Raw genomic sequence first — 20,849 nt, 5'->3', positions numbered from 1 at the left:
AGAGAGCCCCGGAGAGCCGCGGAGGCCCGTACTCCTCGGTAGGAATACGGGCCTCCGATTGCTCGGCCGCGTACGCAGTCATGATTACGGAGTGTCAACACCCGCTGGGGTGCCGCGCGTTCCGTCCCTGGCCGGCTTTCGTCGCTGTGCGCGGGTCATCCCACCAGGCCGTCCGCGAGCTCCTCGCTGAGGGTCGATTCGGTCCCCGGAATACCCAGGTCCTGGGCCCGCTTGTCGGCCATGGCCAGCAGCCGCCGGATCCGGCCGGCGACCGCGTCCTTGGTCAGCGGCGGATCTGCGAGCGCGCCCAGCTCCTCCAGGGAGGCCTGCTTGTGCTCCATGCGCAGCCGTCCGGCCGCCGCGAGGTGCTCGGGCACCTCCTCGCCCAGGATCTCCAGGGCGCGGCCCACCCGGGCACCTGCGGCCACCGCCGCGCGCGCGGAGCGGCGCAGGTTGGCGTCGTCGAAGTTGGCCAGCCGGTTGGCGGTGGCGCGCACCTCGCGGCGCATCCGCCGCTCCTCCCAGGCCAGCACCGACTCATGGGCACCGAGCCGGGTGAGCAGGGCGCCGATCGCGTCGCCGTCGCGGACGACGACGCGGTCCACTCCGCGCACCTCGCGGGCCTTCGCGGCGATGGAGAGCCTGCGGGCCGCACCGACCAGCGCCAGCGCCGCCTCCGGGCCCGGGCAGGTCACCTCCAGCGAGGAGGAACGGCCCGGCTCGGTGAGCGAACCGTGGGCCAGGAAGGCTCCGCGCCAGGCGGCCTCGGCATCGCACGTGGCCCCCGAGACCACCTGCGGCGGCAGCCCGCGGATGGGCCGGCCACGGCCGTCCACCAGTCCGGTCTGGCGAGCCAGCTGGTCGCCGCCCGCCACCACCCGCACGACATAGCGGGAACCGCGCCGCAGCCCGCCGGGGGCCATCACGATCAGCTCCGAGCTGTGCCCGAAGATCTCGAGGATGTCCCGCTTGAGCCGGCGCGCCGCCATTGCGGTGTCCAGCTCCGCCTCGATCACAATCCGGCCGCTCACCAGGTGCAGCCCGCCCGCGAACCGAAGAATCGCCGAGACCTCAGCCTTCCTGCAGCAGGTGCGGGTCACGGGAAGCCGAGAGATTTCGTCCTTCACCGCCGGCGTCATCGCCATGGGCCGATCCTTCCATGCATCCGAAAAATACGGTCGTACGCGGCGGCCAACAGCTCCGGATCATGGATCGGAACGCCGTCGGGTGAGGCCACCGGCGCCAGCTCGACCGCGGCGCCGAGCCGCTTGGCGGCATCGGCGAGTGACTCGCGATCGGGCACGGCGGCTTCGTCGGCCAGCACCACGTCCAGGGCGAGTTTAGGGGCGTGTCGTCCCAAAACCTCCAAATGACGCTGCGGAGAGAAGCCATCAGTTTCGCCGGGTTGCGGGGCGAGATTGAGCGAGAGGACCTTGCGGGCCCTGGTCGTGACGAGCGCGTCGAGCAGTTCCGGTACGAGCAGATGCGGGATCACCGAGGAGAACCAGGATCCCGGGCCGAGCACCACCCAGTCTGCATCCAGGACCGCCGCGACGGCCTCCGGAACGGCCGGCGGGTCGTTCGGGACGAGGTGCACGGACTGCACCTCCCCGGGGGTGAGCGCCACCGTCGCCTGGCCCCGCACCGTGTCCACGTCGTCCGGGCGGGCCGGGTCGTGCCCCCGTACGAGCGCCTGGAGCTCAAGCGGCACGGCGGACATGGGCAGGACCCGGCCGTGCGCACCGAGCAGCCTGCCGACCAGGTCGAGGGCCTGGACATGGTCGCCGAGCTGCTCCCACAGGGCGACGATCAGCAGATTGCCGACCGCGTGCTCGTGCAGATCACCCTTGGACTGGAAGCGGTGCTGGATGACCTGCGCCCAGGTCTGGCCCCACTCGTCGTCGCCGCAGAGCGCGGCGAGCGCCTTGCGCAGGTCGCCGGGCGGCAGAACGCCGAGCTCCTCGCGGAGCCGGCCGCTGGAGCCGCCGTCGTCGGCGACGGTGACCACGGCGGTGAGATCACCGGTGATCCGGCGCAGCGCCGCGAGCGACGCGGACAGCCCCATGCCGCCGCCGAGGGCGACGACCTTGGGCTGGGCGCCGCGCTTGCGGGCGGACAGTGCGCTGGTGGCTCGGCGCAGCCGTCGCAGGCGGAGATTACGGCTGGTCACTCGCGCCCCATGTCCCGGTGGACGATGACCGTCTCGATCCCCTCGGTGGCGAGCCGGGCTGCAAGCTTCTCGGACATCGCGACGGAACGGTGCTTGCCACCGGTGCAGCCGACGGCGATCGTCACGTAGCGCTTGCCCTCGCGGCGGTAGCCCGCGGCGACCAGCTGCAGCAGCTCGGTGTACTGGTTGAGGAACTCCTTGGCGCCCGGCTGGTTGAAGACGTACGCCGAGACCTCCTCGTTGAGTCCGGTGAACGGGCGCAGCTCGGGGACCCAGTGCGGGTTGGGCAGGAAGCGGCAGTCCGCCACCAGATCGGCGTCGACCGGCAGGCCGTACTTGAAGCCGAACGACATCACCGTGGCGCGCAGCTCCGGCTCCTCGTCACCGGCGAACTGGGCGTCCATCTTGGCGCGTAGCTCGTGCACGTTCAGGCTGGAGGTGTCGATCACCAGGTCGGCGTCGCCGCGCAGCTCGCGCAGCAGGTCCCGCTCGGCGGCGATGCCGTCGACGATGCGTCCGTCGCCCTGGAGGGGGTGCGGGCGGCGGACCGATTCGAATCGGCGCACCAGTGCGTCGTCGGAGGACTCCAGGAAGACGATCCGCCGGGTGACGTGCTTCGCCTCCAGGTCGGCGAGGGACTCCCGGAGGTTGTCGAAGAAGCGGCGGCCGCGCACGTCGACGACGACGGCGATCCGGGCGACATTGCCCTGGGACCGGGCGCCGAGCTCCACCATGGTGGGGATCAGGGCAGGTGGCAGGTTGTCGACCACGAACCAGCCGAGGTCCTCCAGGCACTTGGCGGCGGTGGACCGCCCGGCGCCCGACATGCCGGAGATGATCACCAGCTCGGGGATGGCCGCACCGGCATCGCCCGTCTCGGTCGTGGTGCCCGTACTCACGTGTCCTGCTCCGTCTGCTCGGTCCGTGCCGTCGTGCGCGCGGCCTGTGCGGTCGTGCGCGCGCTCCTGACCCGGCTGTTCGTGTTCCTGCGGTCGTTCCTGCTCGTGTTCGTTCTCAGTCATGGTGCGCTGCCCCCGTCGTCCTCTTCAATGATCTCTCCTGTCGCCGTGTTCACGGCGGGCGCGGCCGGGGTGGTCGAGGCGAGGGCGACAGCCACTGATTCCGCCGTCCTGCGGCCTATCCCCGGAACCTCGCAGATCTCGTCGATTGTCGCCTGCTTCAGCTTCTTCACGGAGCCGAAATGCTTGATCAGCGCCTGCTTCCGGGTCTCGCCGAGGCCGACGACGGCGTCCAGGGGGCTGGAGCGGATGCGCTTGGCCCGCTTGGCGCGCTGGTAGGTGATGGCGAAACGGTGTGCTTCGTCACGGACGCGCTGCAGGAGGTAGAGACCCTCGCTGGAGCGGGGCAGGACCACGGGGTCGTCGTCATCGGGCAGCCAGACCTCTTCGAGGCGCTTGGCGAGGCCGCAGACGGCGATGTCGTCGATCCCCAGCTCGTCCAGGGCCCTCTTGGCCGCGGCGACCTGCGGCTGCCCGCCGTCGACCACGACGAGCTGCGGCGGGTAGGCGAACCGCTTGGGACGGCCGTCGTCCTCGCGGGGCTCGTTGTCGAAGGGGTCGGCGTCCCGGGCGGGGACCCCCGGGACCGCTCCGGCACCCGGGTCCGCGACGGTGTCCGCGGGGGCCGGCGCCTCCTCCCACTCCCCCGTGCGCTCCTTCTCCTGGAGGTAGCGCCGGAAGCGGCGGCCGATCACCTCGTGCATCGAGCGGACGTCGTCCTGTCCCTCGAAGCCCTTGATCTGGAAGCGGCGGTACTCGCTCTTGCGGGCCAGCCCGTCCTCGAAGACGACCATGGACGCGACCACGTCGTCGCCCTGGAGATGGGAGATGTCGAAGCATTCGATGCGCAGCGGAGCCGTATCGAGGCCGAGCGCCTCGGAGATCTCCTCCAGGGCGCGGGAGCGGGTGGTCAGGTCGGAGGCGCGCTTGGTCTTGTGCAGCCCCAGGGCCTGCTGGGCGTTGCGCTGGACCGTCACCATCAGGTCCTTCTTGTCGCCGCGCTGCGGTATGCGCAGGCTGACCTGGGAGCCGCGGCGGCCGGCGAGCCACTGGGAGACCGATTCGGGGTCCTCGGGCAGGGCGGGGACGAGGACCTCCTTCGGGACGGAGTCTCCCGTCTCCTCCCCGTACAGCTGCTGCAGGGCGTGCTCGACGAGGCCCGCGGTGTCGACCGCCTCGACCTTGTCGGTGACCCACCCGCGCTGCCCGCGTACCCGGCCGCCGCGGACATGGAAGATCTGCACGGCGGCTTCGAGCTCGTCCTCGGCGACCGCGATCAGGTCGGCGTCGGTGGCGTCCGCGAGGACGACGGCGCTCTTCTCCATGGCCCGCTTGAGTGCCTCCACGTCGTCGCGGAGCCGGGCCGCCCGCTCGTACTCCATCTCCTCGGCGGCCGCCATCATGTCCTTCTCGAGGCGCCGGATGTACGTGCCCGTACGGCCGGCCATGAAGTCGCAGAAATCGTCCGCCAGTTCGCGGTGTTCCTCGGGGGTGATCCGGCCGACGCAGGGGGCCGAGCACTTCCCGATGTAGCCGAGGAGGCAGGGCCGCCCGGTCCGCGCGGCATTCTTGAAGACGCCGGCGGAGCACGTACGCACCGGAAAGACCCGGAGCATCAGGTCGACGGTCTCGCGGATCGCCCAGGCGTGCCCGTACGGACCGAAGTAGCGCACGCCCTTCTTCTTGGCGCCGCGCATGACCTGGACCCGCGGGAACTGTTCGTTCAGCGTGACCGCGAGATACGGATAGCTCTTGTCGTCGCGGTACTTGACGTTGAACCGGGGGTCGTACTCCTTGATCCAGGAGTACTCCAGCTGCAGCGCCTCGACCTCGGTGGCGACGACGGTCCACTCGACGGAGGCGGCCGTGGTGACCATCGTGCGGGTACGCGGGTGGAGACCGGCCAGGTCCTGGAAGTAGTTGGCCAGGCGCTGGCGCAGGCTCTTCGCCTTCCCGACGTAGATCACCCGGCGGTGCTCGTCGCGGAATCTGTAGACCCCCGGGGAGTCGGGGATCTGTCCCGGCTTGGGGCGGTAGCTGGAGGGGTCTGCCATGCCACCCACCCTACTTGCGGGCGGTGACAGTCAGGTGCCCCCGGGAGACTGAACCGTGCTCCGGGGTACGGACCGGTTGCGCAGAGTGGTGGCACAGCACTAGCGGGGCGGGGGCCACCGCACCGGCCGCACTCCCGGCCGGATGCCGCGGCTGTGCAGGCGTTCCTGCCCCGGCCGGGGCAGAGGACATCGCGGCAGCCTCTGCGGGGCTCCGCCGAAGGCGGCTTCAACCGTTGTCGGGAACGGGTCAACACGCTTCAATGCGGGGGAACATCGCGGCGCGAACGGTGTGGCGGACACGTGACCGGTCCGCCCGCGGCCGCCTGCCGTCCCGCTCCCACCGGCGCGGTCTCCCCGCCCCGTGCCGTGAATCGTTCACTGGAGGCTCGCCATGCAGCGCACCGAGGCCGAACTGGCGCAGGTGCTGCACACCGGCCCGTTCCATCTGGCGCTGCGCACCGCCTTCTCGGTGCGCGGGCTGCCGCTCCAGCGGGTGCAGCACCATCTCGCGCACCGTGGGGTCAAGGTCGGTGTGACCAGCCTGAGTTACTGGCAGCAAGGGGCCCGGCGCCCACAGCGCGCCGAGTCCCTGCGGGCGGTGAGGGCCCTGGAGGAGGTACTGGAGCTGCCGCGGAATTCACTGCTCCGTCTGCTCCGTGGCGGGGACTCCCCCACGGCCTCCGAGCGCCCGGCGGCCCGTTCGTACCGCTCCGCGACGGAGGCGTCCGGCGCGGTGGAGCGGCTGCTCGACGCGCTGGAGTCACCGGCCGACGGCGGGCTGCACACGGTGGGACACCAGGAGCGGGTACGGATCGGGGCGGGCCGGGAGCTGCGGCGCCGGGACTCGCAGCATGTCGTGCGCGCGCACCGCGACGGGATCGACCGCTATCTCGCCGTCTACCGCGGCGATCCGGGCTGCGACCCCGCACGGGTCGAGGTGGTGGCCCGGGAGAACTGCCGGACGGGCCGGGTCCGCCGGGACCGGAGGTCGGGGGTGCTCGTCGCCGAACTGCTCTTCGATACCCGGTTGCAGGTGGGCCAGACGTACCTGTTCGGATACGGATTCGACGACGGTACGGGCGGCCCGTGCGGCGAGTACGTGCGCGGCTTCGGCTTCGGCGGCGGACAGTACGTACTGCAGGTGCGCTTCGACGAGGCCGCGCTGCCGGTACGGTGCCGGCGGTTCGCCCAGGCAACGGCAGGGGCTCCGCGGGCCGGCCGTACCGACCTCGCGCTCACCGGACGGCACCGGACCGTCCACCTGGTGGAGCAGGGGGTGCGGCCCGGCCTGGTGGGCATCGACTGGGACTGGGAGTGACGAACGGTTCCGGTGCGGACGGGGATGGGTGACGTCGGGCGCCGCACCGGCCGCGTCAGGCGTCGGGACCTGCTATCAGCCTTCCGCCCTCGACCTTGACCGGAACGGCGGGCAGCGGCACGGTCGCCGGACCGCGCACCGCCTCGCCGGTGGTCGTGTCGAAACGACTGCCGTGGCAGGGGCAGCTCCCCTCGTTCTTCTCGACCTTGTCCAGGAGACAGCCCGCGTGGGTGCACTGGGCACTGAACGCCTTGTACCGGCCCTCGGCCGGGCAGCTGACGACGACCCGCTGCTCGCGGTAGAGCTTGGACCCGCCGACCGGCACCTCGTCCGCGGCGCCGAGCTCGACGGGGGCGGTGGGGGTGGGCGTCTGGGCGTGCCCGAGCTTCGACTCGGTCGAACAGGCGGCCGCTCCCAGCCCGGCGATACCGGCGAGAGCAGCCCCCTTCAGCACGGTTCGGCGGGCGGCGGGCTGGCCGGGCATGCGGACTCCACGGGGGTGAGGGGCGGCGTGAGGGGCGTCGGAGAGGCGCCGGATCACCGGGATGCCGGAGGCACCGGGGACACCGGAGGCACCCGGGGCACCACAGGCATCGGTGACAGAACCGACGATACCGGCGGAGTCGGGCGACCCTGCGGCCGGGCCGGTCCTGGGCCATCACCCCTGGTCACAGGCCTTGTGCGAACACGACGACGGCCCCCTTCCGGGAGCCGCCGTCGTGCCTGCCGTGCGAGAGGTCAGACCTTGCGCGCGCGGGTCGCCTTCTTGGCCGCGGGCTTCTTCGCCGCAGCCTTCGTCGCGGTCTTGGCCGTCGCCGTCCTCCTTGCCGGGGTCGACTTCGCGGCCACCGCCTTCGCCGACGCCTTCCGCACCGGCTTGCGCGCCGCCGGCACCGCCGCCTCGCTCACCCGGTCCGCGTCCAGGACACTCTGCAGGAACTTGCCGGTGTGGCTCCCCGGGACCGTGGCGACCTGCTCCGGGGTGCCCTCGGCGATGACCAGTCCACCACCGCTGCCACCCTCGGGGCCCATGTCGATGACCCAGTCCGCGGTCTTGATGACATCGAGGTTGTGCTCGATGACGATCACCGAGTTGCCCTTGTCGACCAGCCCGGACAGCACCTTGATGAGCTTGCTGATGTCCTCGAAGTGCAGTCCGGTGGTCGGCTCGTCCAGGACGTAGACCGTGCGGCCGGTGGAGCGCTTCTGCAGCTCGCTCGCGAGCTTCACGCGCTGCGCCTCACCGCCGGAGAGCGTCGGCGCGGACTGGCCGAGCCTGACGTATCCGAGGCCCACCTCGTGGAGCGTACGCAGATGGCGGGCGATCGTCGGGACGGCCTCGAAGAACTCCAGGCCCTCCTCGATCGGCATGTCCAGCACCTCGGCAATGGACTTGCCCTTGTAGTGGACCTCCAGGGTCTCCCGGTTGTACCGCGCCCCGTGGCAGACCTCGCACGGGACGTACACATCCGGCAGGAAGTTCATCTCGATCTTGATCGTGCCGTCGCCGGAGCAGTTCTCGCAACGGCCGCCCTTGACGTTGAACGAGAAGCGGCCCGGCAGATAGCCACGCACCTTCGCCTCCATCGTCTCCGCGAAGAGCTTGCGGACGTGGTCGAAGACGCCGGTGTACGTCGCCGGGTTGGACCGGGGCGTACGGCCGATCGGCGACTGGTCGACGTGCACCACCTTGTCGACCAGATCGTCACCGTCGACCCGGGTGTGCCGGCCCGGGACCGACTTGGCGCCGTTCAGCTCGCGTGCCAGGTGGGTGTAGAGGATGTCGTTGACCAGCGTCGACTTTCCGGAGCCGGAGACACCGGTGACCGCCGTGAGCACACCGAGCGGGAAGGAGACGTCGATGTCCTGGAGGTTGTTCTCCCGGGCTCCGCGCACCGTGAGCCGGCGGGCCGGGTCGGCCGGGCGCCGGATGTCCGGCATCGGGATGACCTTCTTGCCGACCAAATACTGACCGGTGATCGAATCGCCGTTGGCCAGCAGCTCCTTGAGTGATCCGGAGTGGACCACCTTGCCGCCGTGCTCGCCGGCGCCGGGGCCGATGTCGACGACCCAGTCCGCGACCTTGATGGTGTCCTCGTCGTGCTCGACGACGATGAGCGTGTTGCCCATGTCGCGCAGCCGGACCAGGGTCTCGATCAGCCGGTGGTTGTCGCGCTGGTGGAGTCCGATGGACGGCTCGTCCAGCACGTACAGCACACCGACCAGGCCGGAGCCGATCTGGGTGGCGAGCCGGATGCGCTGTGCCTCGCCGCCGGACAGGGTGCCTGCCGCGCGGTTCAGCGAGAGGTAGTCGAGGCCGACGTCGACCAGGAACCTCAGCCGCTCGTTGACCTCCTTCAGCACTCGCTCGGCGATCTTCTTGTCGCGGGCGTTCAGCGTCAGCCGGCCGAGGAATTCGGCGCACTCGCTGATCGACATCGCGGAGATCTGGGCGATGGACTTCTCCATCACCGTCACCGCGAGGACGATCGGCTTCAGCCTCGTGCCCTCACAGGTCGGGCAGGGCACCTCGCGCATGTAGCCCTCGAAGCGCTCCCGGCTGGAGTCGCTCTCGGCCTCGGAGTGCCGCCGCTTGACGAACTGCACCGCGCCCTCGAAGGCGGGGGTGGTGTAGGCGCGCTCGCGCCCGTACCGGTTGCGGTAGCGGACCTCGGTCTGGATCTTGTGGCCGTGGAGCAGGGCCTTCTTGGCGCGCTGCGGCAGACCCGCCCACGGGATGTCCGTACGGAATCCCAGCGCGTCGGCGAGGGCGCCGATCAGCCGCCCGAAGTACTCCTTGGTGTGGCCGTGCGACCAGGGGTGGATCGCCCCCTCGTCGAGGGACTTCTCCTCGTCGGGGACGACCAGCTCCGGGTCGACCTCCATCCGCGTACCGATGCCCGTGCAGTCGGGGCAGGCGCCGAACGGCGAGTTGAAGGAGAAGGAGCGCGGCTCCAGCTCCTCGAAGGAGAGGTCGTCGTACGGGCAGTAGAGGTGCTCGGAATACATCCGCTCACGCTCGGGGTCGTCCTCGGGGAGGTCGACGAAGTCGAGCACGACCATGCCGCCGGACAGGCCGAGCGCGGTCTCGACCGAGTCGGTCAGGCGGCGCTTGGCGCTTTCCTTCACCGTAAGACGGTCGATGACCACCTCGATGGTGTGCTTCTCCTGCTTCTTCAGCGTGGGCGGCTCGGAGAGCTGGATGGTCGTGCCGTCGACCCGGGCCCTGCTGTAGCCCTTGGTCTGCAGATCGGCGAAGAGGTCGACGAACTCGCCCTTGCGCTCGCGCACCAGCGGTGACAGCACCTGGAAACGGCTGCCCTCGGGCAGGCCGAGCACCTTGTCGACGATGGCCTGCGGCGACTGGCGGGAGATCGGCCGGCCGCACTCGGGGCAGTGCGGCTTGCCGATCCGGGCGAAGAGCAGCCGGAGGTAGTCGTAGACCTCGGTGATCGTGCCGACCGTCGAGCGCGGGTTGCGCGAGGTCGACTTCTGATCGATGGAGACGGCGGGCGAGAGGCCCTCGATGAAGTCGACGTCCGGCTTGTCCATCTGGCCGAGGAACTGCCGGGCGTACGAGGAGAGCGACTCGACGTACCGCCGCTGGCCCTCGGCGAAGATCGTGTCGAACGCGAGGGACGACTTGCCCGACCCGGAGAGCCCGGTGAAGACGATGAGGGAGTCGCGGGGAAGGTCGAGCGAGACGTTCTTGAGGTTGTGCTCGCGAGCGCCACGGACGATGAGACGGTCGACCACGCCGGTCCGCACCTTTCTGGAGAGAAGTGGGGGAACTGAGCCCCCGTCCCAGGGTATGGGGGGCGCCACAGCGATGTACGAAGCTTTCGATTCCGAGCGTATAGCACGCGCATTCGATTTACGGACGCCCGATGACTCCTTCACCCGATTGAGTGGCGAGGCTAGGCTCGGCCCCATGACTGATCATGCGCACGACCTGGAAGCCGTACGTGAAGCAACCGATCGGCTCCTCAGCGCAACGGGCAAACTTGACGACACCACGGTCGCCGAGCCGTCCCGGCTGCCCGGCTGGAGCCGGGGCCACGTCCTTGCGCACCTCTCTCGTAACGCCGACGCGCTCGTAAATGTTCTCCAGGGCCGTCCGATGTACGCAGACAGCGAAACCCGCGAGCGCGACATCGAGCGCGACGCACCCCGGCCGCTCGCCGAACAGCTGGCGGATGTGCGCGAGAGCGCGGACCTCTTCCTGGCCGCGGCCGCCGAGCCGGCCGACTGGTCACGCACGATCACGATGCGCAACGGTGTGACCGACTCGGCGTCCCGCGTCCCCTTCCGCCGCCGGATCGAGGTCGAGCTGCACCACGTGGACCTGGGGATCGGGTACGAGCTGGAGGATCTGCCGGACGAGTTCGTGGCCCGCGAGATCGATTTCCTCGCGGAGCGGTTCGACGGCCATCCTGCGGTCGTGTCCACGAGCGTGGCCGCCGACGACGGCCGGCTCTGGACCACGGGCGGCGGCGCGGAAGGCGGCCCCGTCGTGGTCCGCGGCACGGCGCCGGCGCTGCTGGGCTGGCTCTCCGGGCGCCGCGACGGGTCCGCGCTGACCGTGGACGGTGGCCACCTCCCCGCACTGCCCCCGCTATAGGCTGAGGCGTATGACGTACAGCGGAGCGGTCAAGGTCGGCGGACGTGCGGATGTACACGAGTTGACGGATCTGATGATCTCCAAGGTCGCCGTCGGCCCGATGAACAACAACGCCTATCTGCTGCGCTGCCGGGCCACCGGCGAGCAGCTCCTGATCGACGCGGCCAACGAGGCCGGGACCCTGTTGCAGCTGATCGGTGACGACTCCATCGCGTCCGTCGTCACCACCCATCGGCACGGCGACCACTGGCAGGCGCTGGGCGAGGTGGTGGCGGCCACCGGCGCGCGTACCTACGCCGGACGGTACGACGCCGAGGGCATCCCGGTCCCGACCGACGTCCTCGTCGACGACAACGGCACGATCCGGGTGGGTCAGGTCACGCTGACCGCCCGCCACCTGGTCGGCCACACCCCGGGCTCGATCGCGCTGATCTACGACGACCCGCACGGCGCCCCGCATCTGTTCACCGGGGACTGCCTCTTCCCCGGCGGGGTCGGCAATACGCACAAGGACCCCGAGGCGTTCGCGAGCCTGCTCCACGACGTGGAGACCAAGCTCTTCGACCAGCTGCCCGACGAGACCTGGGTCTACCCGGGCCACGGTCACGACACGACGCTCGGGGACGAGCGGCCGCAGCTGCCGGAGTGGCGCGCACGCGGCTGGTGAGGAAAGGGCGGGCGGCTCTGCCGCCCGCCCTTGGTACCCCCGCCCGGATCAGGCGTCGATGCTGGAACTCTTCTCCGCCGCCCGGTCGGCCTCGGCGGCCTCGGCCGCCTCCTGCTTCTTGTTGGCGATGAGGCTGGTGATCGTGGTGATCACCAGCACCGCGCAGATGAAGCCGAGCGAGAAGGGGATCGAGATCTCGGGGACATGCACCCCGGACTCGTGCAGGGCGTGCAGCACCAGCTTGACGCCGATGAAGCCGAGGATGACCGAGAGCCCGTAGCTGAGGTGCACCAGCTTCTTCAGCAGACCGCCGATCAGGAAGTACAGCTGCCGCAGCCCCATCAGGGCGAAGGCGTTGGCGGTGAAGACGATGTACGGGTCCTGGGTCAGGCCGAAGATCGCCGGGATCGAATCCAGCGCGAACAGCACATCGGTGGTGCCGATGGCGAGCATGACGACCATCAGCGGCGTCATGACGCGCTTGCCGTTGTTCCTGATGAAGAGCTTGGTGCCGTGGTACCTGTCGGCGACACCGAAGCGGCGCTCGATCGACTTGAGGAGACGGTTCTCCTCGAACTCGTCCTCCTCCTCGTCGGCCCGCGCCTCCTGGATGAGCTTCCAGGCGGTGTAGATCAGGAACGCGCCGAAGATGTAGAAGATCCACGAGAAGTTGGCGATGACCGCGGCGCCCGCGGCGATGAAGATCGCTCGCAGGACCAGGGCGATCAGCACACCGACGAGCAGCACGCGCTGCTGGAGGTGGGACGGCACCGAGAACTTCGCCATGATCAGGACGAACACGAAGAGGTTGTCCACACTGAGCGACTTCTCGGTGATGTAGCCGGCGAAGAACTCGCCCGACGCCTGACTCTCGCCGGAGACCAGCAGGCCGAGCCCGAAGAGCGCGGCCAGCACGATCCAGACGACCGTCCAGATTCCGGCTTCCTTCGTCGTCACGTCATGGGGTTTGCGCCCGATGAAGAAGTCGATGGCAACAAGGGCTGACAGACCGAGAATGGTCAGCACCCAGATGGTTCCTGAAACGTCCACTGCGCCTCCGGCAGTTCGCTACGGCTACTGATCAGCGTCGTCGCTGCCGGAGGTCTCTTCCACCCGGGCGCACGGGATGCGCACCACGGGCCGACGCCCCGGGACCGGTCACAGTCCGTACTGACGGGCACGCCGCGTAGGGAGTACTCCCCTCCGTCCCAGGAACAGTACAGGGAACACCAAGAAAAGGTAAAGCGCAGGGTAAAGATCCCTCAAAAGGCCAGGTCGGCTGCGCTCCGAGGAGGTGCCCTAGGGGCGACGGCCGGTGCGCCGGGCGGCGGCGACCTGGGCGAGGACCTGCTCGAGCACCCGGCTGCCGGGCGGCGTCCTCAGCGGCTCGTACGTCCAGGCATGGCCGACCCAGGGGTCGGCCAGGTGGTCATCGGCGACCGGGGTGATCCGCAGCAGGGACCGCCACAGCGGATCGAGCACGGGCCCGTAGGCGCTCGCGTCCTCCCGGTCCGCGACCATCAGCAGATGGACGCCGACCGAAGGTCCCTCGTCGGCCAGATAGCGCAACTGGGTGACGGCCCGGTCGTCGAAGCCGTGCGGGAAGTCGTTGACGATCAGCAACTGCTCGGCGGTGTCCAGGTCCGGTGGAAGCGAATCCGTGGCGCCTGCCCGGATCGCCATCTGGACCAGATCGACCCGTCGGGTGAGACGGGCGAGGACCGAGGCCACGCCCCCGGCGCCTGCGGCGGGCGGGCCGGCGAGCACACCGGTGTCCACCAGCGGCGCGAGGGCCGCGACAGCCGAACCCGCGGGGTCGATGACATGGACGGAGAACTCGTGCGCCGGATGGACGGCGAGCAGCCGGGCCGCATGCGCCACCGCGTTCTCCATGGCGAGGCGACGGAGCCGGTCCGTATCGGTCGAAGCAGCGGCTTCGGAGGCCGTACGCCCGCTGTCGACCCAGATGCCGCGTTCCAGCGGCAGCCGTACGAGCAGCGGGATACGCAGACCGGTGCTCTCGGGCAGATGAAGGTCGCCGATCCGCAGCGCCATGGGGAGCTCCATGGGGACGCGATAGGCATGCCAGACGGGGTTGTCCCAGCCCGCGAACGCGGCGGGGAGCGCGGGTTCGACGACGGCGGACTCGGCGGCGAGCTGGGCGAGATCGCGGTCGAGCGCCTCACGGGCCCGGGCGGTCAGCTCGTCGCGCTTGGCACGGGCCGCCTCGCGGGCACGGTCGCCCGCCCCGCCGATCCTGTTGCGCGGGTCGGACAGGGCACGGTCGAGCTCCTGGTCCATGCGGGACTCGGCGAAGTCGACGGCGCTGCGGTACGCGGCGGTGGTGCGGGCCAGGTCCTCGAACATGCCCCAGACCTGGTTGTAGAGGCGCTCCTCCATGGACCAGCCGGTCGCGTCCCCAGCGACGGGCCGGGCGGGCCGGCCCGGCTCGGCGGGCGCTGCGGTGGGCGGGGGCGGCGGGGGTGCGGCGGCCTGGCGGCGGGGGTGCGCGTAGTTGATGGGACCTGTGGCGGAGGACGAGCCGGGGGCGGTGGTGGGCCCCGTGACCGCGGCGGGGCGGGACGGCTCGGGGTCGGCCTGCGGGGTGGCGGCCGGGGCCGGGTCGCCGGCCGGTGCACTCTGGCGGACCCGGTCGCCCTCCGGCCTACGGGGCGGGGGCGGTGCCACCGAGCGGGCCAGGCCCCGGGCGACCGCCTCGTGGATCGACCGGGCCAGCTCGGCCGCGGCGGTCACCCCCTGGTCGGCGAGCATCGCGGCAAGGCCGCCCGCATAGCCCTGGCCGACCGCACGGACCTTCCAGGCACCCTGGCGGCGGTAGAGCTCCAGGGCGGCCACCGCGGATTCGGCGTCCAGGCCGGTGAGGGTGAAGGTGGCGATCTCGGTGCCGTCGAGACCGGTGACGGCGACGAAGGGCGCGGCGACCGCTCCGAATCTGACCGGGCCGCCGGCCTCCATGGGCAGGGCCAGCAGTACCGTGACGCGGTGCACCGCAGCGGGCACGGCATCGAGGTCCACGGCCAGCCGGTGGTCGGCGGCGGCCTGCTTGGACACTTCGAGTCCGGGCAGTTGGGGCGAGCCGGGGTGGGCGATCCACTCGACGCCGTGCACCGTGCCGCGCTCGTCGCCGAGCGTGGCACCGGCCACGACGGGCGTACCGGCCGACACCCGGATCTCCAGACGGGTCTGGGGCAAGGTGTGGTTCTGCCCCCGGACCAGCTCGGCCGTCATTGCCCTGTCCCCTCGACGAATTGACGCAGCGCCATGTGGTGCAGCTCCCGGCGGCCGATGCCACCGGGAGCTGCGCGTACCGATACGGACCCGATCGGTCCGGCCGTGCCTACAGATGCGGCAGGATCGTCGGCATCAGGTCCTGGAACGTACGGCCGTTGGCGGGATTGCCGAGGGCGGTCATCTGCCACCCGGCGCCCACGCGGTGCACCTTGGCCATGATCTGGGCGGTGTACTGGCCGCCGCCGTCGAGCGTGTAGCGGGCGAGCTCCTGGCCGTTGGTCTCGTCGACGATGCGGCAGAAGGCGTTCTGCACCTCCTGGAACGTCTGGCCGGTGAAAGAGTTCACCGTGAAGACGATCTGGTCGATGTGGACCGGCACCCGCTGCAGATCGACGAGGATCGCCTCGTCGTCGCCGCCCGATCCGGCGCCGCCGACCAGGTTGTCCCCGGTGTGCTTGACCGACCCGTCGTCACTGACGAGATGGCGGAAGAAGACCACGTCGACCGGCTGCTTGTCGGCGAACAGCACCGCCGACGCGTCCAGGTCGATCTCCCGGGTGCGTGAGCCGAACAGACCGCGGCGCGGCGCCGCCTGCCAGCCGAGCCCCATCCGTACCGCGGTCAGGGTCCCCCCGTCGCTCTTCTGCAGGCTGATGGCCTGACCCTTGGTCATGTTGACCGTCACGCGCTGTCCCCTCTCCTGCTTGCCCCGCAACCGTCCTGCGCGGTTTCCCCGCACCCTACGCAGTCACGCGTAAGGCGCAGCAGGTTTGGACCGTTTTTGTGTCGGTCTTGCAACACACCGGAGCGGCGGGTCAGGCGAGGCCCGCCTCACGCATCTGCCGCAGCTCCTTCTTCAGTTCTCCGACCTCGTCGCGCAGCCGGGCGGCCACCTCGAACTGCAGGTCCGCGGCGGCGGCCCGCATCCGGTCGGTCATCTCCTCGATGATCCCGGCGAGCTCGGTCGCCGGCCGGTCCGTGACGATGGCGCCGGCCTTCGCGGATCCGGCCGCCCTGCCCGCCTTTCCCGCCTTGCCAGCCTTGCCGGCGAGCGCGGGGACCGGGGCCTTGGCGCCCTTCCCCTGGCGGTATCCGGTGCCGAGCAGCTCCTCGGTGTCGACCTCCTCGCGGGCGATCGTCGCGACGATGTCGTTGATCTTCTTGCGCAGCGGCTGCGGATCGATCCCGCGCTCGGTGTTGTACGCGATCTGCTTCTCCCGGCGGCGGTTGGTCTCGTCGATGGCCTTCTCCATCGCCGGGGTGATCTTGTCCGCGTACATGTGGACCTGGCCGGAGACGTTGCGGGCCGCACGGCCGATGGTCTGGATGAGGGACGTCCCGGACCGCAGGAAGCCCTCCTTGTCGGCATCGAGGATGGCCACCAGGGAGACCTCGGGCAGGTCGAGGCCCTCACGCAGGAGGTTGATCCCGACCAGGACGTCGTACTCACCGGCGCGCAGTTCGCGCAGCAGCTCGATGCGGCGCAGGGTGTCGACGTCACTGTGCAGATAGCGGACCTGGATGCCCAGCTCCAGGAAGTAGTCCGTGAGGTCCTCGGACATCTTCTTCGTGAGGGTGGTGACCAGGACCCGCTCGTCCTTCTCGGTGCGCTTGCGGATCTCGTGCACCAGGTCGTCGATCTGGCCCTCGGTGGGTTTGACGACGACCTCCGGGTCGACGAGGCCGGTGGGGCGGATGATCTGCTCCACGAACCCGTCGCCGCGGGACAGCTCGTACTTGCCCGGGGTGGCGGAGAGATAGACCGTCTGGCCGATCCGCTCCACGAACTCCTCCCACCTCAGGGGGCGGTTGTCGAGGGCGGACGGCAGCCGGAAGCCGTGGTCGACGAGGCTGCGCTTGCGGGAGGCGTCCCCCTCGTACATCGCGCCGATCTGCGGCACGGTGACATGCGACTCGTCGATGACGAGCAGGAAGTCCTCGGGGAAGTAGTCGAGGAGGGTGTTGGGGGCGGTGCCGGGCTCACGGCCGTCCATGTGCATCGAGTAGTTCTCGATACCGGAGCAGGTGCCGATCTGGCGCATCATCTCGATGTCGTACGTGGTGCGCATCCGAAGCCGCTGGGCCTCCAGCAGCTTGCCCTGCTTCTCCAGCTCGGCGAGGCGCTGCTCCAGCTCCTGCTCGATGCCGTTGACCGCCTTCTCCATGCGCTCGGGTCCCGCCACGTAGTGGCTGGCGGGGAAGACGTAGAGCTCGTTGTCCTCGCTGATGACCTCACCGGTGAGCGGATGGAGGGTGGACAGCGCCTCGATCTCGTCGCCGAACATCTCGATGCGGACGGCGAGCTCCTCGTAGACCGGGAAGATCTCGATGGTGTCCCCGCGGACCCGGAAGGTGCCCCGGGTGAACGCGATGTCGTTGCGCGTGTACTGGATCTCGACGAAGCGGCGCAGCAGCTGGTCGCGGTCGATCTCTTCGCCCACCTTGAGCGGGACCATGCGGTCCACGTACTCCTGTGGCGTACCGAGGCCATAGATGCAGGAGACCGAAGCGACCACGACCACGTCACGGCGGGTGAGCAGGGAATTCGTCGCGGAGTGGCGCAGCCGCTCGACCTCGTCGTTGATCGACGAATCCTTCTCGATGTACGTGTCCGACTGCGGAATGTACGCCTCTGGCTGGTAATAGTCGTAGTACGAGACGAAGTACTCGACGGCGTTGTTGGGGAGCAGTTCGCGGAACTCGTTCGCCAGCTGGGCCGCGAGGGTCTTGTTCGGCGCCATCACCAGCGTGGGGCGCTGCAGTTTCTCGATCATCCAGGCGGTGGTCGCCGATTTGCCGGTGCCGGTCGCGCCGAGCAGCACGACGTCCTTCTCACCTGCCCGGATGCGCCGCTCCAGCTCGGCGATGGCCGTCGGCTGGTCGCCGCTGGGCTGATAGGGACTGACGACCTCGAAAGGCGCCACCGAACGTTCGATCTTCGAAACGGGCCGCATGGAACCACCGTACGACCCCCCACTGACAACCGGGGTCCGGTCACCGGTCCCGCGACGGCGGGGCCTCGTGGTGCTGCGAATGGAAGGACGCCGGGTCGGCGTAGGTTCCGAACCGCGGGACCTGACGCTGGACGGGGATGCCGGGGGGCCGTCCGGCCCCGTGGGCACCGCGGCCCGACGGGTCGTCCCAGTCCTGGTCGCCCATCACCATCAGGGGGTCGAACATCACGACCACCGCGGCGAGCAGGAGGAAGCAGCCCGGGCCGATCAGCAGCGGGACCAGGGGCGCCGTCGGCCCGCTGCCGGAAGCGGTGCCGGGGACGACGGGGTGCAGATGGACGCTGAGCGCGGCCATGCCCGTGTAGTGCATCCCGCTCACCGCGATGCCCATCACCACGCTGGCACCGAGGCTGGGCAGGAAACCGCGGACGGAGACGGCCGCCCAGAGCGCGACCGTCGAGGCGACCACGGCGATGACGACGGAGAGCGAGACGGTGAGTGTGTCGTACTCGAACTGCCCCTGGAGCCGCATGCCTGCCATGCCGAGGTAGTGCATGGTGGCGACGCCGAGGCCGGTGATGGTGCCGCCGGTGACGAGTGCCATGAGCGTCGCGCCGCGGTAGCCGACGATGAAGATGCCGATGCCGACCATGATGATCGCGACGGCCAGGCTGGCGAAGCTGACCGGGGTGTCGTAGCGGATCGGCACGTCTTCGACGCTGAACCCCGTCATCGCGATGAAGTGCATCGTCCAGATGCCGGAGCCTATGGACGTCGCCCCGAGAGCGAGCCATCCCGCCTTGAACGAGCGCTCGGTCCGCAGCGACCGCGTCGTGCAGCGGAGGCCCAGGGCCGCGCCGAGGCACGCCATGAGGAAGGCCGCGGCGGGCGTCACCATCCCATAGCCGAAACCGTCGATTGTGCCCTGCATGCTCGTACGCCCTTCGAGGAAGCCCGGGTTCGGGGTGACCCTAAGGCGCGATGCCCGGCAGACAAACAGAAGAGCTGCATTTTATCGGCAGGCCAACCGGCCGCAGAGCCGGTCCCGGCTCTTCCCTTCATGTGGTGGCCATCCTTCGCCGGCCCGTCGTTCGGGGACGGCTGTCACCCTCGGCCCGAACGTCACACTGATGCAAGGAGTACACGTGTACGCACGCACCGCCACCGTCTCCCTCGCCGCCGTCGCCCTGCTGGGTGCCGGCGCGCTGCTGCTGATCCCCCAGACGCAGGCCACGGACTCCGGCACGGACACAGGTGCGGGTGCGCGCATGGACACGAGCGCAGGGAACATCCTCCGGACCGCCGTGAGCAAACGGGCCGTGCAGCCACCCGTCGCCCCGACCGTCTTCGCCCACCGGGGCGCGTCCGCGTACGCGCCGGAAAACACCCTGGCCGCCGTCGACCGGGCCGGCCGCCTCGGCTTCACGTGGGTGGAGAACGACGTCCAGCGCACCAGGGACGGGGTACTGGTCGTCATCCACGACACCGACCTGAAGCGGACCACCGACGTCGAGAAGGTCTTCCCGAAGCGTGCACCGTGGGCGGTCAAGGACTTCACGGCCGCGGAGATCGCCCGGCTGGACGCGGGCAGCTGGTTCGGTGTCCGGTACACCGGGACCCGGGTCCCCACGCTCAAGCAGTACCTGGACCGGATCGAGCACAACCACCAGAACCTGCTGCTGGAGATCAAGAGTCCGCAGATGTACCCGGGCATCGAGCGGGAGACGCTGCAGGTGCTGAGCCGGAAGGGGTGGCTGGACCCGGCTCACGTCAGGAACAGGCTGGTGATCCAGAGCTTCGGCGCGGGCAGCATCAAGAAGGTGCACCAGCAGCGTCCGGACGTCACCACCGGCTTCCTCGGCACCCCCAAGGGCGCAGATCTGAAGGCGTACGCGGCGTTCACCGACCAGATCAACCCGTCGTACGCATCCATCAGCGCCCGCTACGTGGCGGCCGTGCACGCGCTGAAGGGGCCGCACGGCAGGAGGCTCCGGGTCAACACATGGACGGTCGACGACGCGGCGGCCGCGGTGAAGGCGAACCGCCTCCACGTCGACGGGATCATCACCAACGCCCCTGACGTGGTGCGCGGCGCCACCGGCTGACGGCCGCCCGGATCATCTCCTCCCCCGTTGTCAGTGGCCGGTCGTACGGTGGTTCCCATGAACAGCGACCGGGGTGCCGACAGGAGCGTCGGCGGGACCGTCGAGTGGGCCGTCGTCGGGAGCGACATCGGGCCGCTGCTCCTTGCCGCGACCGGTGCCGGGCTGGTGAGCGTCGTGTTCCACGCCGGCCCGCCGGTGCGGGACAAGGCGCTCGGACAGCTGCGGGCCCGGCTCGGTGCGGAGCCGGTGGAGTCACCGGGCTCCGCCCGCCTCACCGAGCCGATACGTCAGCTCGCGGCGTACTTCGCGGGTTCGCTGCGGGAGTTCTCCCTCGCGCTGGACTGGTCGCTGACGTCCGGCTTCAACCGTCAGGTGCTTCGCGAGCTCGCGGCGGGCGTGCCGTACGGGACGGTCGTCGGATACGGCGATCTCGCCGGGCGGGTGGGGCAGCCGGGGGCGGCCCAGGCCGTCGGGGCGGCCATGGGGTCCAACCCGCTGCCGGTCGTGGTGCCGTGCCACCGTGTGGTGGAGAGCGACGGTGGGCTCGGCGGGTTCGGCGGCGGTCTGGAGACCAAGCGCCGGCTGCTGGCACTGGAAGGCGTACTGCCGCAGCCGCTGTTCTGAGGCCGCACTCCGCTCGGGGACCGCACGCCGCCGCCTGCCTGGCGGGAGCCGTTTTCACACCTGCG

At 70.1% G+C, this 20,849-nt stretch carries 16 protein-coding genes; 5 read left to right on the top strand and 11 right to left on the bottom strand.

Annotated features, from left to right (window positions below):
* Positions 1-155: 155 nt before the first annotated feature.
* From whiA to uvrC, 4 genes are read right to left on the bottom strand one after another with little or no spacing between them, the layout of a single operon-like run.
* Positions 156-1,145, bottom strand: coding sequence for a DNA-binding protein WhiA (gene whiA, locus OG878_RS29635; RefSeq protein ID WP_030919772.1), 990 nt, complete (start codon positions 1,143-1,145; stop codon positions 156-158).
* A complete protein-coding gene (locus tag OG878_RS29630) occupies positions 1,136-2,170 on the bottom strand; it encodes a gluconeogenesis factor YvcK family protein (protein ID WP_328889610.1) in 1,035 nt (344 codons plus the stop codon). Before OG878_RS29630 ends, whiA begins: the two co-directional genes overlap by 10 nt.
* Complete coding sequence (gene rapZ / locus OG878_RS29625) at positions 2,167-3,192, bottom strand: RNase adapter RapZ (protein ID WP_328889609.1); 1,026 nt, start codon at positions 3,190-3,192, stop codon at positions 2,167-2,169. Before rapZ ends, OG878_RS29630 begins: the two co-directional genes overlap by 4 nt.
* Positions 3,189-5,243 (bottom strand): excinuclease ABC subunit UvrC, encoded by a 2,055-nt coding sequence (gene uvrC / locus OG878_RS29620; RefSeq protein WP_328889608.1) that lies wholly within the window; start codon positions 5,241-5,243, stop codon positions 3,189-3,191. Before uvrC ends, rapZ begins: the two co-directional genes overlap by 4 nt.
* A gap of 391 nt (positions 5,244-5,634) precedes the next feature.
* Between uvrC and OG878_RS29615 the strand changes: the two genes are divergently transcribed.
* Positions 5,635-6,561 (top strand): hypothetical protein, encoded by a 927-nt coding sequence (locus OG878_RS29615; protein ID WP_328889607.1) that lies wholly within the window; start codon positions 5,635-5,637, stop codon positions 6,559-6,561.
* Between the two features lie 55 nt (positions 6,562-6,616).
* Here the strand turns inward: OG878_RS29615 and OG878_RS29610 are convergent, their stop codons facing one another.
* Together OG878_RS29610 and uvrA are read right to left on the bottom strand one after the other, a co-directional pair.
* Positions 6,617-7,045: a Rieske (2Fe-2S) protein gene (locus OG878_RS29610; RefSeq protein ID WP_328889606.1), complete on the bottom strand. Its 429-nt coding sequence runs from the start codon at positions 7,043-7,045 to the stop codon at positions 6,617-6,619.
* 254 nt (positions 7,046-7,299) lie between these two features.
* Positions 7,300-10,317, bottom strand: a complete 3,018-nt coding sequence (gene uvrA, locus OG878_RS29605; protein WP_328889605.1) for an excinuclease ABC subunit UvrA — start codon at positions 10,315-10,317, stop codon at positions 7,300-7,302.
* Positions 10,318-10,492: 175 nt separating this feature from the next.
* On the opposite strand from uvrA, the gene OG878_RS29600 reads away from it, so the two are divergent.
* Both OG878_RS29600 and OG878_RS29595 read left to right on the top strand, forming a co-directional pair.
* On the top strand, positions 10,493-11,182 hold the full coding sequence (locus OG878_RS29600) for a maleylpyruvate isomerase family mycothiol-dependent enzyme (RefSeq protein ID WP_328889604.1): 690 nt from the start codon (positions 10,493-10,495) through the stop codon (positions 11,180-11,182).
* Between the two features lie 10 nt (positions 11,183-11,192).
* Entirely contained in the window at positions 11,193-11,849 is a 657-nt protein-coding gene (locus tag OG878_RS29595) for an MBL fold metallo-hydrolase (protein WP_328889603.1), read from the top strand.
* Between the two features lie 48 nt (positions 11,850-11,897).
* Here OG878_RS29595 and OG878_RS29590 read toward each other — a convergent pair whose 3' ends face one another.
* From OG878_RS29590 to OG878_RS29570, 5 genes are all read right to left on the bottom strand, one after another.
* The gene (locus tag OG878_RS29590) at positions 11,898-12,899 is read right to left on the bottom strand and encodes a TerC family protein (RefSeq protein WP_328889602.1); all 1,002 of its coding nucleotides are present in this window, start codon (positions 12,897-12,899) and stop codon (positions 11,898-11,900) included.
* A gap of 249 nt (positions 12,900-13,148) precedes the next feature.
* Entirely contained in the window at positions 13,149-15,098 is a 1,950-nt protein-coding gene (locus tag OG878_RS29585; RefSeq protein ID WP_328889601.1) for a TerD family protein, read from the bottom strand.
* 109 nt (positions 15,099-15,207) lie between these two features.
* Positions 15,208-15,786, bottom strand: a complete 579-nt coding sequence (locus OG878_RS29580; protein ID WP_328889600.1) for a TerD family protein — start codon at positions 15,784-15,786, stop codon at positions 15,208-15,210.
* 130 nt (positions 15,787-15,916) lie between these two features.
* Positions 15,917-18,055: an excinuclease ABC subunit UvrB gene (gene uvrB / locus OG878_RS29575; protein WP_328889599.1), complete on the bottom strand. Its 2,139-nt coding sequence runs from the start codon at positions 18,053-18,055 to the stop codon at positions 15,917-15,919.
* A 40-nt stretch (positions 18,056-18,095) separates the two neighbouring features.
* A complete protein-coding gene (locus OG878_RS29570) occupies positions 18,096-18,986 on the bottom strand; it encodes an MHYT domain-containing protein (RefSeq protein ID WP_328889598.1) in 891 nt (296 codons plus the stop codon).
* A gap of 214 nt (positions 18,987-19,200) precedes the next feature.
* On the opposite strand from OG878_RS29570, the gene OG878_RS29565 reads away from it, so the two are divergent.
* Together OG878_RS29565 and OG878_RS29560 are read left to right on the top strand one after the other, a co-directional pair.
* On the top strand, positions 19,201-20,160 hold the full coding sequence (locus OG878_RS29565; RefSeq protein ID WP_328889597.1) for a glycerophosphodiester phosphodiesterase: 960 nt from the start codon (positions 19,201-19,203) through the stop codon (positions 20,158-20,160).
* 57 nt (positions 20,161-20,217) lie between these two features.
* The gene (locus OG878_RS29560) at positions 20,218-20,784 is read left to right on the top strand and encodes a methylated-DNA--[protein]-cysteine S-methyltransferase (RefSeq protein ID WP_328889596.1); all 567 of its coding nucleotides are present in this window, start codon (positions 20,218-20,220) and stop codon (positions 20,782-20,784) included.
* The last annotated feature ends 65 nt before the right edge of the window (positions 20,785-20,849 follow it).

The sequence above is a fragment of the Streptomyces sp. NBC_00316 genome (assembly GCF_036158715.1).
Taxonomy (GTDB): Bacteria; Actinomycetota; Actinomycetes; order Streptomycetales; family Streptomycetaceae; genus Streptomyces.
The sequence above is the reverse complement of the archived record's forward strand: the minus strand, read 5'-3'. Positions and strand labels throughout refer to the sequence as shown.